Origin of the sequence: Formosa sp. L2A11, assembly GCF_009796865.1 — a bacterium.
Lineage (GTDB): Bacteria > Bacteroidota > Bacteroidia > Flavobacteriales > Flavobacteriaceae > Formosa.
The window spans coordinates 2987293-3002586 of sequence record NZ_CP047028.1 but is presented as its reverse complement, the minus strand read 5'-3'; the positions used below and the strand labels follow the sequence as shown (position 1 = coordinate 3002586).

Below are 15294 nucleotides of genomic sequence, written 5' to 3'. Positions count from 1 at the left end.
TTTGTTTTATTTTTTTGACTAATAGCATATTGGTTATTTGTGTTGTAAATCGTCAAAGATAAGAGATGTGTAAAGTAATTAATAGAACTTTTATCATTTATGGAATTAATAAACTAAAGTTTTTTTTGCTATGATATTTAGAAGTATTTATTTCATAATAATTTTTACATCATTTAATTTTAATCTTTTTTTATATAAATAGAAATCAATAGTATCATTGTTTTCTATCTTCAAATTGGTTTGAGAAATTTTAAAATCAGAGATCGTATCTTTTATTATTTTACATTCTGTATAAACATAATGTAACCCAATTCCACCCTGTATATATGTCATTCTCCAAAAATTGCCTTTTCTAGACAATAGCCGGAGTTGTTTTCTTGGTATTGTATCATTAATTATAACATCTGTTCTGTTAAATTCTTCATTTGGATTAGCTATACTAAAATCATTTTTTAGAGCTTGTTTTAATGTTAACATCATTAGTCTAGGGATAGAATCTTTGGTGTTATATAAAACCCATTCTGTTGTGTTTTCTTGGTTTGTTTTTTTTGATTCAGATGTATTCTTAGAACAACTAATTAAAAGGATTAATATAGGAATTATAAGATTTTTCGAGTTATACATAGTTTGTTTAGAATGGGGCTAAGTTGAATTTATCTTATTACAGAATGTGGTTTAATTTTATGATATTAATAGTATATGAGTGTAAATAATACATTTTCAGTACTTAAAGGTACACTTTATAATTTTAGGTATAAAATAAAGAGTAACAGATATTCTAAAATCGTCATAAAAAAAAGCTTACAATTCAAAGATTTGAAATTGTAAGCTTAAAAAAAAAGTGTGTACTAGTAATATAAAGTGTTGTCTGTTTTAGACTGTTTTTTAGTCTAAATCTAATCGAATAAAATCTCCATTTAAGCCGAATTCTAATTCGTATCCGTTATTTAATTCTACTTGTTGGTAATTTGTTTCTAATTCCCAATCTGTAATTACATTATCTGGGTAATTTTCAGTGACATAATCTAATATTAATTCAGGGATTACAGAATCTGGTAATTGTGTAATTCCATCAATCTCTATAATTTCAAAATCACTATTAAATTCTAATTCGTAACTTGTTTCTAAATAAATATTGTAGTTTACTTTGTTATTCTCTGTCTCTTTTTCTGCTCTAAATATAGAATTGGTTTCAAAATGAGTAGAAACATAAGATGTAATTTCTGTAGGTATTTCATCTTCCTCTAAAAGGACATCATTAGAATTATTATCATCATCACTACTGCATGACGAGAAACATATTAAAGCGATGAAAATTGATGCGACTGTTGTTTTCATTTTTGTGATCATAGTTGAAATCTTTTTTATTGTTATTAACTTCATTTCTGGAGAAAGCAGACGCAACATGTATTGCCCATCTTTTTCAACATAATTTGATTGCATTTTTTTTAATTACAAAACAAATGTCGCGTGTAAATCTGGAAAGAATTTGGAATTTATTCTAAAGTCTACTAATTTTTGAAGTTTATAGAAAAGTGATGTTCATTTTGAATATACTGGTAGCTTAAATTATAATTATATAAATCACAAATAGCCTGACAAACAGCAAGCCCAAGACCTGTGCTTTGTGTTTTAGAATCGTCTTTTGTAAATCTATTAAAGATTGTTTTAGAATCTAGTGATTCAGAAGGACCTGTATTTATGATTGAAAAGGTGTGACGTGAAACAAAAACGGTAATTTTTCCACGTTCAATATTATGAAAAATAGCATTTTTAATTAAGTTAGAAATTAGTGTTTCTGCTAAAGATCTATTCATTTCTACTTCTAAATGTCCAACATCTTCAATTTTAATTTCAATATTTTTAAACTCCGCATATTCTGTATATTCCTTAGCGATGTCTTTAATTATGGTATTTATAGACACTTTTTCTTGCTGTAAAAACTGTTTGTTTTCAATTTTAGTAAGTAGGAGTAAGGTTTTGTTTAGTTTTTTTAAGCGATCGGTCATGTTAATCACTTCGGCTATTATTTTGGCATCATCAGCATTTAGATGTTTAGATTCTAACAGTAATTCTAGTTTATTTGTAATAATAGCAATTGGGGTTTGTAACTCATGCGATGCATTTTCTGTAAACTGTTTTTGTGCTGTAAATACCTTTTTTGTATGATGTATTAATGTATTAGAAGCATCTTGTAACTGTATAAATTCTTTTGTTTTTGTATTTACATTTATTGGCGATTCTAAGGCGTTTAATTTGTAGTGTTTTAGTCTATTAAGTATGCTGTAAAACGGATGCCATATTTTTCTTAAAACAATATTGTTTATAATAAAGATGCTAGAAATTAAAATAACAAAAAGCCAAAAAACACTATAAGAAGCATCTTCAATTAAATCGTCTTCTTCTATTAAAGATGATATTATTTTTAAGTGATAATAGGTGTTCTGATGTTTAAACACAGAGTGTAAAATACGTACAGGTTCTAGATCATCTTCGTTGTGTCGATACATTAAAGTATCTTTATACACGTCTTTTTTAAACGATGTATTTTGTTTTGAAATGGGATGAATTTCAAAATTATTACCACCAAATTCATGTTGTGAAAGCAAGGTAGAATCTACTCTTGATTTTTGAATAATTAGTAATTTATTGTTTTCTAAACCATCATCTATACTATCTCGTATTTCATCTTTTATATTAATGTAAAAGATAATAGACCACGCTCCAATAATAACAAGAAAAGTAGTCGATAAATATATTAAAGATTGGTTTAAAAGTTTCATTTTTCAGTCAGTTTATAACCAATACCATATACGGTTTCTATACCCATATTTGCATTAGAATCTTCTAGTTTTTTACGTAAATTTTTAATTTGGTAGTAAATAAAATCTAAATTATCTGCTTGATCAATATGGTCTCCCCAAACGTATTCTGCAAGAGCTGTTTTAGTGATAAGTCTATTTTAATTTGATGAAAAATAATTAAGAATATCAAACTCCTTCCGGTTTAAATGAATAAGCTTTTGGTTTACTGTTAATGTACGTTCTTGAATGTCTATAACGCAATTACCAATTTCTACATTTGTTTTACCATTAAAATTTTTACGGCGCAATACCGCATTAATTCTTGCGTTAAGCTCTGCAATATGAAATGGTTTTGTTAAATAATCGTCGGCACCCATTGCAAGACCATTTAGTTTGTCTTCTAAAGAGTTTTTTGCTGAAATAATAATAACATTTTCAGATTTTCCCAACTGTTTTAATTTTGCTAGTAAATCTAATCCATTTCCATTTGGTAACATAATATCTAAAAGAATACAATCGTAATTGTAAATTGAAATTTTATCGTTGGTAGTTTAGCCCCCAATAAGATCGGAGTGATATTTTAAATTTCAAAATTAATATATTTGAGATATGAAATATAAGAAATGGACCTTAGATCAGAAGTTAGAAATTCTCTCCAGTTCAGAAGCGATAGGTATCGTAGAAACCTGTCGTAAATACGGAGTTAGTACGGGTACTTTTTATAGTTGGAAGAAGAAACATGAGAGCCAAGGAGAAGCCGGCTTAAAAGTCACTTATGATACTAAAAGTAAAGAACATAAACAGGCAGAAGAAGAAAATAGAATACTACGTAAGCTTCTAAGCAACAAGGAAATTGAATTGGAAGTACAACGGGAACTTTTAAAAAAAAAGTTTGGGACGTCCGATCCAAGAAAGATTTAGTAAATGCTATTTATAGTAAACATAAAATTAGTAAAACCAACATAATTAATATGGTAGGGATGGTTCATAGTAGCTATTACCGTACTCCAAGTTTCGGAAAAAAAGGTAATACTCCTAGTAAGCTCACCTATCATAAATCTAGAGGCTGGGTTAATCAAGACGCTGTTATTGCTTCTATAAAAGAGATTTTAAGTCATGAATTTATAGATTGTGGTTACCGATTAATGACTTCTTACTTGAAAAAAGAAGCATACGTGATTAATCATAAAAAGCTCTATAGAATTATGAAAGAACAGGGCATGCTAAAACTAGAGAATCGGATAAACAGAAGTGGTTCTGGGCGTAAATTTGTAAAATTCAGAAAAGTAAACACCTCTAGACCAATGGAATGTTTAGAGATGGATATAAAGACGGTATGGGTTCCTAGTGTGGGTAAAAACGCTTATTTATTATCCATCATAGACGTACATACTCGTAGAATATTAAAAGACTATTTTTCTTTTTCTATTAAACAGGATAAGGTGATAGCGTTTTTATCAGAGTTGTTTGCAGAATACCAATACCCTAATAATGTTGTTATTAGAAGTGACAACGGTAGCCAGTTTATTGCAAATAATGTACGTGAATATCTTGGGCTAATTGGGGTTCAGCAAGAATTTACACATATAGCCACACCAGAAGAAAATGCGCATATAGAAGCCTATCATGGAATACTAAAAAAAGAAATTTTTCAAAAAGTTGATTATCGATATTTTGGGCAAATTGAACAAATCTTAAAAAGGTATGTGACTTTTTATAATAATACTAGGCTACATGGGCTCTTAGGACGAATTACACCAATGGAAAAATGGGACGCTGATAAACACCTCATTTTAATGAAAAAATTAACAGCTTAAGCAATAATCGAAATTTAAAAGATTACTCTTGTTTTATAGGGGTCAAAACAGTTGGCAGAGTTAAAATCACTAGCAGTTTCTACAGTGTATTTTTCTTTTAAAAGCGATTTTTTAATCGTTTCTTGTAATTCAACTTCATCTTCAATAATTAAAATTTTCATATTACAAAAGTAAGATTGAATTTTGAAAAGTGTATCGAATTAGAGTTAATATTTTAATGATTTATAATCTGTATTTTGTTCTAAAGGGGATATATAAATAAGATTTTATTTTATACGAATATTCTTCAAAGTTTTGAGGCTAACTGTTTCTATATTTACCATGTTCCTTTTTCATATAAATCTAAGAATGAAGCTGCAGATAAATTAAGAAAGTCTACTAAAAAGTGAGCGAATATAATCCATTTTAAACTCTCTGTCTTCTTGTATACAAATCCCCAAACGAGTCCTAGTATACATGTAGAAATTATAACTGTAATACCACTATTTAATTCAGAATTTACTCCAAAAACAGCATGATTAAGTGCAAATAGTACACTTGTAAAAATAATAGCTGTCCATTTAGACCAATTCCTTGTGTAGTCTAAAAGCAGACCACGCCAATAAAACTCTTCTAGCCAAGGATTAATTAATGCTAACAAAATCCAAGGTATCCAAACGCTCCAACTGTTTAGTGTGTTATAGTGCATAAAAAATAAGGGGAGCGGGAGTAAACCAATGCATATGGCTAGAATATTCCAACCCATAGGACCTTTAGATTTTTTTAACCATTTTTTTCGGGCTTCAATTTCTGTAAACCTTAAAATAAAAAAAATAAACAGACACCATTCAATTAATATAATGGGGATAAATGCCCATTTCCCGATAAAATACCCAAACAAGTGGGCAATTCCGAAGTTAATTCCGATAATAAGAAATGGGGAGGCAATTACAATTCTTTTTTTAGTTAACTCCATGGCGTAGGTTTTAGTGTTTATTTTAAATTTGTTATGCGCTATATTTTTAGATTTTTACTCGCTATATTTTATAAAATAGATGTAAAAATTTGATTTATAGTTAAATATAAAAAAAATATAATCTTATTTCTCTTTTGCCAGAGATTTTAAAAAAAAATAATATTTTAAGTTTCAGACAAATTATGTGTGTTGTTGAAGATGATTTTTATCTGATTACATGTGTTTAAGAAACGTGATGTTTATTTTTACTACAAAAGAGATGTAAAAATAAAATCAAGGTTAAAATATTTTATTAATATTTTAACCTTGATTTAGTATGTAATTTTGAAAGTAGAAAAAATTAATCTTTCTCTATAACTAATTTAGATAATGCTCCGGGATAACCACGTTGTATGGCTAATTCTGAAGATAACACATTAATATCTTGCTTAGAAATACAATCTAATAATGGGTTTTGTTTTACTTTAGAAGGTATAATTGATATATGACCTTCTTCCTTAATTTTATTTAAAATTTGATTTGCAACCGTTAGGGCAGAAGATGCCTTTACAATTTCACTACGCGCATAAGATGGGCAAGGAAAGTGGACTTCTCCAACTCTTAAATTTGGATCGTTTCCTGGAATTTGTTGTGCGCCGTACATTGGTGGACCTCCAACTGTTGCAGATTTAAATGAAGGCATAAATTTACCAACAAAATCTATGGCATTTTCTGTTCTGCTTTTAATTTCGTCTGCTTTCCAATCGCGATGTAGCTTTTGGGTAATACTTTTGTTAAATTCGGGTTGTACCGTATTACCTTCAGAGTGTACCAATCCATTTTCGAATAAAGTAATATCTTCTGTCATACCATGAATTTGATAATACTCATCACAATACGGAGTAAGTTGTGCCATACCGTGTGGTGTACCACGTTTTCCATGAAAAATAAGCTCTGGAATTAAACCCGGAATAGGTTTCCATTTAGAAACATAGGCAGCCTTAAATTCAATTAAACGTTCTGTGTTTAAATGTAAAGACTCATCGATTGTACCTGTTTTAAATCCGCTAGAATTCACTAAATACTTCACCTTATAGATTGCATCTTTTGTGTGTATTTCCCAGTTATAGTCTAAATTTTGCTCACGAACATCTTTTATCTCTGTAACAAAAGTATTCATTTTTAGGTCGCAATGTTCTGCTTTTTCTAATGCTAATTGTGCCTGAGCTCCTAATCTAAACAAGTTCCAACCGTATTCCTGAACTAATATTATAGGCGTTTTTAACTTCTCGTAGTCTATTAACTTAATAGCATTTGTCATCCATTCATCTGCAGATGTTGGACGTTTTACTGTAGATTGTGCTGCTAAAGCAACTAAATCTGTTTTGGTATATAGTTTATAATAGTTTTCTGGAGCGCCTAGAATTTCGTTTTCTGGATCTTCTTTTATTAATTCTTTATAGTAAGAGACTAACATTTCTAGTCTGCTCTCAATATTTTCTACGGTATAAACTTCCGTTTTAGGAATGCTAATAAATGTTGGTCTTTCGTCTATAGACTGCGGAAATAATCGCGCCATTTCTATAGATTGCTTCATAAGAATTCTACATTGCTCGTCTGATATATCTGGATATAAATTTCCTCCAGCATGTAAATGGCAAAAAGGAGGACCATTTACAACACTTGGTTCTTGTTCAAACACAATATTGTCTATACCATATTTTGCGAGTTGTAAAGAGATAACAACTCCGGAAACACCTCCTCCAATAATACCTACATTATAAATTTTACTCATATTAAAATAAGTTTTGTAGCTCTGAAAAATTATCTACGACTACCGTTGGATTATAATCTGCAATATTCTCGTTATAGTTATAACCATAACTTACACCAATACTTTCCATATTTGCATTTTGTGCAGCAAGTATGTCGTTCTTAGAATCTCCAACCATTACACTTTTTTCTATAGTTGTTTCCATTTGTTTTACTAAATGTAAAAGCGGTAAAGCATCTGGTTTTTTCTTAGCTAAAGAGTCTTCTCCTATCCAAGAATTAAAGTATTGTTTAATATCTAGAGTCTCTAAAATAGGTGCTATAAAACCATAAGGTTTATTGGTGCAAATCACTATTTTAAACCCTCGTTTTTTTAAGTCTTTTAAAGTTTCTAAAACACCAGGATACATAAAAGTATCTTTGCATGTTTCGTTTTTGTAAGCGGCTAAATAAATTTCGAAAGCTTCTTTAAAAAAAGCGTCTGTTAGTTTTTTATCTGGCATGGCATATTCTAAAGCTCTTTGCACTAAAGGTTTTGCTCCATTTCCAATAAAAGGTGTAACGTGTTGTATTGTTAATGGTGATGCATTATAATACGCTAACATTTTATTTATAGCCAATGTTAAATCAGGAATACTATTGATGAGTGTGCCATCAAAGTCGAATATAATAAGGTCTTTGTCTTTAAATTTCAAAATGCTTGTCTTTTAAGACAAAGATGCGGAAGTTTTGACAAAATAATGTGTATTTAAGATAATTTTGATAAACGAAATACCTTAAAAATATACTTTTATCAGAATTGTTTTAAATGTGATAATTTGAGGTTGTTTTTGATGTAAAAACTGTGCTTTATCAATTTAATTATTAGCGCAATTAATGTTTTAATTAATCAAGTTAGTAACTCTCTTAACTACTAATTTCTGCTTTTAGATTTACCCAACAATCTTAGTAATTCAATATATAACCAAATTATAGTTACCATTAATCCGAAAGCAGCATACCATTCCATATATTTTGGCACTTTTGCTTCTGCACCTTTTTCAATAAAATCAAAGTCTATAACTAAGTTTAAAGATGCTATAATAACTATAAATAATGAAAACACAATACTTCCTATAGAGTTGTCGTGTATAAAGGGCAAGTTAAATCCCATAAAACTTCCTATTATAGATGCTAAATAGTATAGTCCAATTCCGGCTGTAGCAGAAACGATTATGAGTTTAAAATTCTCTGTAGCTTTAATTATTCCTAATCTATATATTAGTAATAAGCTAAACAGAATTCCGAAAGTTAAAACTATAGCTTCTAATACTATTCCAGGAAATTGTTCTTCCATAAGAGCAGAAAGTCCTCCTAAAGCTAAGCCTTGCAAAGCACAATATACGGGTGCTAAATATGGTGCTGTTTTAGTTTTAAAAATTATAATTACAGCAACTATAAGTGCGCCCACAGTACCAACAAGTAGGTAAGGTTTTATAAGTGCAATATCTAGACTTTTTTGATATAAATCCCAGGTTATATAGGCTGTTAAAAGCACTACCAAACCTAAGAACGCTGTTTTGTTAACGGTCCCGTTAATAGTCATAACGTCTTCTAAATGTGCAGACGATTTTACTCTTGCTTTAGTGAAGACTTCTGTACTTAAAGCAGGATTCTTAGATTTGTATAATGACATTGTGATGTTTTTATTATAATTTTTCCATTAAGGATGGAGGTAATACTTTTACTAAAATCGTTTTTAGATTTTTTTCAAACATTAAAAACTTCCAAGTTGCTTTTCCATCATCAGAAATTGCGTAAGCTTGTTTTACTGTTTTTACTTCAAAAAACTCTGTATCTTTATTATAAACAACATTTTCTGCTCCAAAAGATTGATCGAATGTAACTTTAGTTAAGTTAATTCTTGCTTCTTTTTGGCTTTCAGTTTCCTCGTTTTCGTTGTTTATTTTTATATTCATTTGATCGGAATAGGTTACAAGTGCATAATCTTTTCCTTCTATGTGTTCTGCATCTGCAACAGATACAATTTTAGAATTTAGAATTTTAACTTCTACATCCTTTTTGTTGTAAGATTGTTTTATAGCAGCGAGCATATTAGCTTTAGGTACAACCTCGAAAAAATCTGGTGTAATATAATCCATAGATTTTTCAAACTCCATATTTTCAATGGTGCTTAAATAAGCTTGAAATTCAGATTTAATATCGGTTTTGTAATCTTGAGAAAATCCAACCGTGCAAAGTGTTAGAAATAAAAGAGTAAGTGCCTTTTTCTTGATGTTCATTGTTTTAATTTGTATTTAAGTGATGCTTATTTTTATTGCTACTTGTTTTATAGCATTAAAAAAAAATTATTTTATTATAATATTTTGAAAATCTAGGCGTAATAAATTTGAAAAATCTCCTTCTTTAGTCGTCGGATTTGCATCCATATTAATTGTTCTGGTAGGAGTTTTTAATGTTATTTTGTTAGAAGAGATTTTATATTCTGTGCTTTTATAGGTGAATGATAATGTGTTTTCGCTCGTATTGTAAATAAAATCATCTGAATAAGTAAGTTCTACTTTGCTATCACTGTCTGTAAAAACGTAAAATAATTGACTGTTAGGAGTCTGAATTAAATTCATTCTTTTTCCATTTTTAAAGCTAAAAGCAAATATAATTTTTACATCTAAGTCGGCATCTAAAATGCTATAGCTTTCTTCTACCATTTCATTATTTATTCTATTGCTTTCAGTATAATCTATAAAGATTCCATTTATATTTAAAGATTCTACTAAAATTTTATAGGCTATAGGTATATCGTTTTTAAGCTCGTAATCAGAATATTTATGCCAACAACACCCGCTTTTTGTCATGGTATGTAAGGTTTTAGTATCGTAATCTACTTGAAACATACCACAATATTCTTGTGCTAATCTAGTAAAGTCTGGACTATAAACTAAGCCACTATTTTTTTGTAAATAAATTTTAAAAGAAGGTCCGTGGTAACAACTATTTTGTCCGTCCATAATGGCCAAGTCTTCTATACCATCAAAATTAAAATCTTGTGCTATAATTATACTTTGCTTACCGTAAGGTAATTCGAGAACATTGGTTTGTATGTTGTTGTTAGTGTCTAAATCGAAAGTAAATTCGTCAGACGTAATATTTATAACCGTTTCATTGGTTTTAGAATCGAGAATAGAAATGGTTCCTTTCTTAAAAATTTCATCTTCATACCCTTTTTCTATATGCAATTTCCCAATATATTTATCAGAAAAACCTGTTATACTATAATCTGTTTGTGCAACTGTAAATAGCGGAATTGTTGTTAGTAATAGAAGAAATAAAGTTTTCATTAGTCTGTATGTTTTTGTGTAGAACGTTTGTATACTAGACTAGTGCTGTTAGCTAATTTTAAACGCTGAAATACGCTAATTTTTAGTAAAGTTAAAAGTTTTATTTTTCTTATGATATATCTCTGTTCGACTAAATTTAGATTAATTGCGTAAACTTTTTATTTTAATAAATCAAATAACAATATGTTACTCATTATTAGTGAATTAGAATAAAATGTAAATTTTAAAGTAAAATGAGTTTTAGTGTACGTTGTTCACTTATTTTAGCTGAATATGAATATGATCGTCGTGTCTTACAGCTTTGCAACCTTGATATCTTATCTTGTTATGAGATAGATTCATTCTGCTTTTTAAATGTGGCTCTATAAAAATTTTCCCTAATTTTTGATTACTTAGCAAACTCTTAATTAGTTTTTTTGTTCCTTTTTTAGAGAATATTAAATCTTTATTAATGCTTCCTAAAGTTAGATATTTAGGAAAATCGTATTGTAAATGTCCACTTTTTAAACACACATCAATTTGATTGTATTCATTATATTTAGGCCCCTCAAAAACACCATAACCACTTACAGATTTTTGAGTATTTGTAATTTTACCATGTTCTGTTTGGTAGATTAAACTGATATCTATTTTTTTTCCGTCGTTATGACTTAAATGTGGAAGCAGCGGAAATGAATTTATAAAAGGAAAATTTGCATCCAAATAGTGTATTTCTATAGGAGTTTTCTTTAAAGCTGTTGCCGTCTGGCTTAATAACGTATTTAATTCTGGTTTTACATAATTTCTATTTAGTAAAACAGTAGCATAGTTGGTCGGTTTTATTTTTGTAGTATTTTTTACTTGTTCTCGACCAAATAGAGGCGCAATATGTGGTACAATTAAAAGTGTAGAACATAAATATAAACTAATAAAAATAATGAATGTTTTTAATGGTCGTTTTTTATTCCAGTGTTTGGAAATAATTAAACTTACAACATACACAACGCCACCAATTTGAGAAATAATAGTTAGTATTACAAACAGTAGTATTCTAAGTATTATTTTTAGTGGTGTTTTCAAATTATTAGCTCTAATTTTTTTAATAAAGAAAAGGGTTTTAAACGATATTAACTTGTTTAAAACCCTTTATCTTCACTACTTATTTTATTAATTTTAGTGCATCTCTTTTAGCTTCGTCTGCTAATTTTTTTTGACTCCAATAGGGTTCCTGTAAGCTCGATTTTAATTTTGCTGTCGTAATTAAACCATCTCCATTATCTTCTGTCCAACCCATAATTTTATAAGGAAATGCATGTTCTACTTCTAGAGTTAATGTTCTAGGAATACTTGTGTATTTTATGGTGTAATTTATAGTGTTTTTGGTTGTTGTTTTACTAATTACGGCTTTAGAAACGTCCATCTTTCTATGTGTAAAACGACTAGAAATTGTTGATGGTATTAATTCGATTTCTCCTTCTGTTAATTGGCCATTATTAATACGAATACGTGTCATTAGGTCTTCTTCTAACACTGCGGCTTGTATGTTATGTGTTTCATCACCATCAGATTCAAAATAAGAAAACTGCTTAAAATTGTAAGTGTCTCCATTTAAATTTAACTGTGTAAATGTTTGTCCGCACCATTCCTGAATGCTTGTTGTAGATTTTAAAGTAAGCGGATAATTTTTAAAATCGATAGGAGTGAAGGTAGACGTAAGTATGGAATAATCGTAAACACCAGTATTAAATTTACGTACATGGTTTAGTTTCATAACAGAAACATTGTCCTGACCAGCTTCTCTAGGACGATCTAATTTTACTTGTTTACTTAAAGAAAAAGGTTCTGTAACAAAAATTAAAACCACTTCACCATTACGAATTTCTCCATACCTAGATTGTTTTAAATCGTAACTACTAAGCTCTGCTTTTCCAGCGTACCAATATGATTTAAAATCTGCTTTTAAAGGTGTCTTATTTACTTTTATATTTTTAGTTTCTTCTGTTTTTACAGGAGTTGTAGTTGTTTTTTTATCTTGTTTTTCACTACATGCAATACACAAAAATAGAATGGAGCAAATAAGTAAGTGTTTAGTGTTCATAAAAATAGTTTTTAATTAGCGCTAACACTTTTATACTGTTAGTTATATTTAAGACGTATTTAGAATATCTTAATTACAGATGCTTTTATTAGAATGTATTTATATTTCTGGTAAAATGTCTTATAAATTAATATTGTAATCTTCTAATTTTTGTAATTCTTCTACAACAATAGCATGCCATCTTTGTTGTTCTTCTTGGTTTGTAGAATGTCCCGTTTGAGAGTCATACCGCATCTGATAATTGATATAAGACCGAAAGACCCTTTTGTGTATGCTTCTATAATCCGATTCTAAGACTAAACCATTAGTACGTTTTTTTGCTTGTATTTCTCGTCTCATTTTTCGTGCAAACAACTCTGCAATATCAAAATGTAATTGTTCATGATGTATAACCAGAACATTAGTTGTATTTATCCAAGAAAGATCTTTATGAAATTTTGCTAAAACACGATACTCATATACACCATTTTTATAGGCATAAGGCACAATAACAATATTAGCTCCTGTTAGTGCTTTTTTTGAAGATGTAGAATCTATTTTAGCTTGAAAATCGGAGAATTTTAGCTTTTTATCTGTTGTCCAAATAATAGCTTTATCTGTTTCTTTTTCAATCTTTTTTATAGATTGCGCATAGATAGTTGTAGTCACGTTTGTGCTAATTAAAAAAGCCAATATGTAACATTTAAATATCCAATTCATCTAATAAGACACTGTTTTATGTTATTTTGTTTAATTGATTTTCTACAATTTTTTCAACTTGTGCATTTTTAAAGACAAACCAAGATGCTCTGAAATCAGATTGATCTATAGCATATTTAAAATTCTGAAAAGGTTTCTTTTTATTTAAGATGTTTTTTAATTCTAATTGAAACTGTTTGTCTGCTATTTGGTCAGCAAATTGTTCCATAATCTCGAAAGACTGCATACTTTCTAAAACGTCAATTTTTATTAAATGGGCTTTGTTTTTTTCTACAGCTTCTAATTCATCTTTAAAGTGTTCTTGAAATTCATTGTCTTCAGGAAAGTTTAAAAAATTCGGAATTCCTATAATTTCTTCTGTTTTAGGATTGTAATAACACGTGCTACCACAATCTAATTCTTGTGCGATTTTTTTAATTAATTCAGAACGAGAGTTTTCCATTTAAAAGTAAATTAGTTTTAAGTAATAAATTTAATAAAACTTTTACAACAGTAATACTGTTACTGTATTATATATTTAGTTTTATTGTAAAGCGTAATTAAAATTTAGATGTTTATAGTATTATTTATTTCAAAACAAGCTAAAAACAGCTATCCGTTAGCGCTCTAATTTGTAGAACTTTTAATAGGAGTTAAAATCGTTTATAATGTCTTTCAACTTTAGTTTTAAATCTTCTCCAGTATCATAAATCATTTGTTCGTTGGTAGGAAAAGGCATGCGTCTTTTATTTAATAAATCGCGATCGTCTATGGTTAATGCACGTTCGTCATTTTGGTTATTTTTGCTTTTACGGTAATTTGTTGCATATATGTTTTCAAAAACAAAGCCACTATCTATAGGGAAATTATCTATAATTTGATTCGTTTTTAAGTCTACATACACCACATTTGCTAAAATTTGTGCTTCTTTAACTTGTACAGATTCTATATAACGGTAACGCGCATTTATAATTTTAGTTACTTTTATATAATTACCAAGACTATCTTTTACAGGATTACCTTTTCTATCTTTCTTGTATGTTGATTTATCTGTAATTTTTTTCTCTCTAATAATTTCACGTTCATTAATACGTTCTGGAGAGACAATAATTTGCTTTAAATTAAGTTGCATTGTATAATCGTAAGCTGTATTTTTTACTTGATTTGCATGGTAAATACTCCATTGTTTGTTTAAACCATAGGTGTTAAAATTAAGTAAATCGTTTTGTAAACGTTGTGGAATAATTTGACGTGTTTGATTGTTTATTGTAACTAAAATATAATCTATACCACGTTTTTGTGCATCTGCTATAAGTTGGTAGGTATTTTTATAATTTGGAGTTATAGTGTTTAAATAGGTTAGATTATCGTAGGCCTGACGAATGTCTGCTTTATTTTTAGATTCTAGTAATCTTACGCTACTATTATATATATAACCAGAAAGATTGTTTTTAGATTCTAGTATTAAATCGGTATAATTTATAAAATTAAAAGTAGTTTTTTTACCATTTGCAGTTAACGGTAAAAGCGGTTTTATTGCTTCTTGTCTATTATTTAAAGTGGTATATAAATCAAAAATCTCTTGATAAGTTTCTGGATTATTATCTTTTTTTAAATAGTCTATTTTGCTTAAATCTCTAGCTTCTGCTTTTGTAAATGCATCTCCCAACATATAAACGTATTCTGTTGTACGTTTTTCAGATTTATTCGCTTTAAGTTTTTCGACAGCAGTATTAATGGCATAATCGTAATCTCCAGAATATATAGCCTTTTCAACTTGTTTAGCGGTATTACATGCTATAAAGTTAAAGGTTATAAATAATATAAGTAGCGTTCTTTTCATAGTTTGGAAATATAATGATAATTACTGTAT

Annotated in this window: 19 protein-coding genes; 2 read left to right on the top strand and 17 right to left on the bottom strand. The window is 28.8% G+C overall.

Annotated elements, in window-relative coordinates; translation table 11 throughout:
• Positions 1 to 147 precede the first annotated feature (147 nt).
• The 5 genes from GQR95_RS13265 to GQR95_RS16855 form a co-directional block, all read right to left on the bottom strand.
• Positions 148 to 624: a hypothetical protein gene (locus GQR95_RS13265; protein ID WP_159023611.1), complete on the bottom strand. Its 477-nt coding sequence runs from the start codon at positions 622 to 624 to the stop codon at positions 148 to 150.
• 261 nt (positions 625 to 885) lie between these two features.
• Positions 886 to 1443 (bottom strand): PepSY-like domain-containing protein, encoded by a 558-nt coding sequence (locus tag GQR95_RS13260; protein ID WP_159023610.1) that lies wholly within the window; start codon positions 1441 to 1443, stop codon positions 886 to 888.
• Positions 1444 to 1511: 68 nt separating this feature from the next.
• The gene (locus GQR95_RS13255; RefSeq protein WP_159023609.1) at positions 1512 to 2783 is read right to left on the bottom strand and encodes a cell wall metabolism sensor histidine kinase WalK; all 1272 of its coding nucleotides are present in this window, start codon (positions 2781 to 2783) and stop codon (positions 1512 to 1514) included.
• Positions 2780 to 2953 carry a helix-turn-helix domain-containing protein gene (locus GQR95_RS16860; protein ID WP_255473263.1) on the bottom strand — a complete coding sequence of 58 codons (174 nt, stop codon included), beginning with the start codon at positions 2951 to 2953 and terminating at the stop codon, positions 2780 to 2782. The genes GQR95_RS13255 and GQR95_RS16860 overlap by 4 nt, the downstream gene beginning before the upstream one ends.
• Positions 2954 to 2962: 9 nt before the next feature.
• Positions 2963 to 3301 (bottom strand): response regulator transcription factor, encoded by a 339-nt coding sequence (locus tag GQR95_RS16855; RefSeq protein ID WP_233265932.1) that lies wholly within the window; start codon positions 3299 to 3301, stop codon positions 2963 to 2965.
• 112 nt (positions 3302 to 3413) lie between these two features.
• Here GQR95_RS16855 and GQR95_RS13245 point away from each other — a divergent pair, with 112 nt between their 5' ends.
• Both GQR95_RS13245 and GQR95_RS13240 read left to right on the top strand, forming a co-directional pair.
• Positions 3414 to 3725, top strand: coding sequence for a transposase (locus GQR95_RS13245; protein WP_159022877.1), 312 nt, complete (start codon positions 3414 to 3416; stop codon positions 3723 to 3725).
• The gene (locus GQR95_RS13240) at positions 3662 to 4621 is read left to right on the top strand and encodes an IS3 family transposase (RefSeq protein WP_159024268.1); all 960 of its coding nucleotides are present in this window, start codon (positions 3662 to 3664) and stop codon (positions 4619 to 4621) included. Before GQR95_RS13245 ends, GQR95_RS13240 begins: the two co-directional genes overlap by 64 nt.
• 14 nt (positions 4622 to 4635) lie before the next feature.
• Here GQR95_RS13240 and GQR95_RS13235 read toward each other — a convergent pair whose 3' ends face one another.
• From GQR95_RS13235 to GQR95_RS13180, 12 genes are all read right to left on the bottom strand, one after another.
• Positions 4636 to 4782 (bottom strand): response regulator transcription factor, encoded by a 147-nt coding sequence (locus GQR95_RS13235; protein ID WP_199269594.1) that lies wholly within the window; start codon positions 4780 to 4782, stop codon positions 4636 to 4638.
• Between the two features lie 155 nt (positions 4783 to 4937).
• The gene (locus GQR95_RS13230) at positions 4938 to 5576 is read right to left on the bottom strand and encodes a CPBP family intramembrane glutamic endopeptidase (protein WP_159023608.1); all 639 of its coding nucleotides are present in this window, start codon (positions 5574 to 5576) and stop codon (positions 4938 to 4940) included.
• Between the two features lie 340 nt (positions 5577 to 5916).
• Entirely contained in the window at positions 5917 to 7350 is a 1434-nt protein-coding gene (locus GQR95_RS13225; RefSeq protein WP_159023607.1) for an FAD-dependent oxidoreductase, read from the bottom strand.
• Between the two features lies 1 nt (position 7351).
• Positions 7352 to 8023 (bottom strand): phosphoglycolate phosphatase, encoded by a 672-nt coding sequence (locus GQR95_RS13220; RefSeq protein ID WP_159023606.1) that lies wholly within the window; start codon positions 8021 to 8023, stop codon positions 7352 to 7354.
• Between the two features lie 218 nt (positions 8024 to 8241).
• Positions 8242 to 9003: a Bax inhibitor-1/YccA family protein gene (locus GQR95_RS13215; RefSeq protein ID WP_159023605.1), complete on the bottom strand. Its 762-nt coding sequence runs from the start codon at positions 9001 to 9003 to the stop codon at positions 8242 to 8244.
• A 13-nt stretch (positions 9004 to 9016) separates the two neighbouring features.
• Positions 9017 to 9610 carry a hypothetical protein gene (locus GQR95_RS13210; protein ID WP_159023604.1) on the bottom strand — a complete coding sequence of 198 codons (594 nt, stop codon included), beginning with the start codon at positions 9608 to 9610 and terminating at the stop codon, positions 9017 to 9019.
• A gap of 66 nt (positions 9611 to 9676) precedes the next feature.
• Positions 9677 to 10666, bottom strand: coding sequence for a hypothetical protein (locus tag GQR95_RS13205; protein ID WP_159023603.1), 990 nt, complete (start codon positions 10664 to 10666; stop codon positions 9677 to 9679).
• A 258-nt stretch (positions 10667 to 10924) separates the two neighbouring features.
• Positions 10925 to 11725, bottom strand: a complete 801-nt coding sequence (locus GQR95_RS13200) for a hypothetical protein (protein ID WP_159023602.1) — start codon at positions 11723 to 11725, stop codon at positions 10925 to 10927.
• A gap of 79 nt (positions 11726 to 11804) precedes the next feature.
• Positions 11805 to 12743 (bottom strand): hypothetical protein, encoded by a 939-nt coding sequence (locus GQR95_RS13195; protein ID WP_159023601.1) that lies wholly within the window; start codon positions 12741 to 12743, stop codon positions 11805 to 11807.
• 120 nt (positions 12744 to 12863) lie between these two features.
• On the bottom strand, positions 12864 to 13442 hold the full coding sequence (locus GQR95_RS13190) for a DUF922 domain-containing protein (protein ID WP_159023600.1): 579 nt from the start codon (positions 13440 to 13442) through the stop codon (positions 12864 to 12866).
• A 16-nt stretch (positions 13443 to 13458) separates the two neighbouring features.
• Entirely contained in the window at positions 13459 to 13884 is a 426-nt protein-coding gene (locus tag GQR95_RS13185) for a UPF0158 family protein (protein ID WP_159023599.1), read from the bottom strand.
• Between the two features lie 180 nt (positions 13885 to 14064).
• A complete protein-coding gene (locus tag GQR95_RS13180) occupies positions 14065 to 15264 on the bottom strand; it encodes a hypothetical protein (protein ID WP_233265931.1) in 1200 nt (399 codons plus the stop codon).
• Positions 15265 to 15294 lie beyond the last annotated feature (30 nt).

Coding starts and splice junctions, on each gene's coding strand:
- GQR95_RS13180 (WP_233265931.1), bottom strand. CDS start 15,264: ATGAAAAGAACGCTACTTATATTATTTATAACCTTTAACTTTATAGCA.
- GQR95_RS13190 (WP_159023600.1), bottom strand. CDS start 13,442: ATGAATTGGATATTTAAATGTTACATATTGGCTTTTTTAATTAGCACA.
- GQR95_RS13215 (WP_159023605.1), bottom strand. CDS start 9,003: ATGTCATTATACAAATCTAAGAATCCTGCTTTAAGTACAGAAGTCTTC.
- GQR95_RS13265 (WP_159023611.1), bottom strand. CDS start 624: ATGTATAACTCGAAAAATCTTATAATTCCTATATTAATCCTTTTAATT.
- GQR95_RS13205 (WP_159023603.1), bottom strand. CDS start 10,666: ATGAAAACTTTATTTCTTCTATTACTAACAACAATTCCGCTATTTACA.
- GQR95_RS13260 (WP_159023610.1), bottom strand. CDS start 1,443: ATGCAATCAAATTATGTTGAAAAAGATGGGCAATACATGTTGCGTCTG.
- GQR95_RS13230 (WP_159023608.1), bottom strand. CDS start 5,576: ATGGAGTTAACTAAAAAAAGAATTGTAATTGCCTCCCCATTTCTTATT.
- GQR95_RS13225 (WP_159023607.1), bottom strand. CDS start 7,350: ATGAGTAAAATTTATAATGTAGGTATTATTGGAGGAGGTGTTTCCGGA.
- GQR95_RS13185 (WP_159023599.1), bottom strand. CDS start 13,884: ATGGAAAACTCTCGTTCTGAATTAATTAAAAAAATCGCACAAGAATTA.
- GQR95_RS13195 (WP_159023601.1), bottom strand. CDS start 12,743: ATGAACACTAAACACTTACTTATTTGCTCCATTCTATTTTTGTGTATT.
- GQR95_RS16855 (WP_233265932.1), bottom strand. CDS start 3,301: ATGTTACCAAATGGAAATGGATTAGATTTACTAGCAAAATTAAAACAG.
- GQR95_RS13255 (WP_159023609.1), bottom strand. CDS start 2,783: ATGAAACTTTTAAACCAATCTTTAATATATTTATCGACTACTTTTCTT.
- GQR95_RS13245 (WP_159022877.1), top strand. CDS start 3,414: ATGAAATATAAGAAATGGACCTTAGATCAGAAGTTAGAAATTCTCTCC.
- GQR95_RS13210 (WP_159023604.1), bottom strand. CDS start 9,610: ATGAACATCAAGAAAAAGGCACTTACTCTTTTATTTCTAACACTTTGC.
- GQR95_RS13235 (WP_199269594.1), bottom strand. CDS start 4,782: ATGAAAATTTTAATTATTGAAGATGAAGTTGAATTACAAGAAACGATT.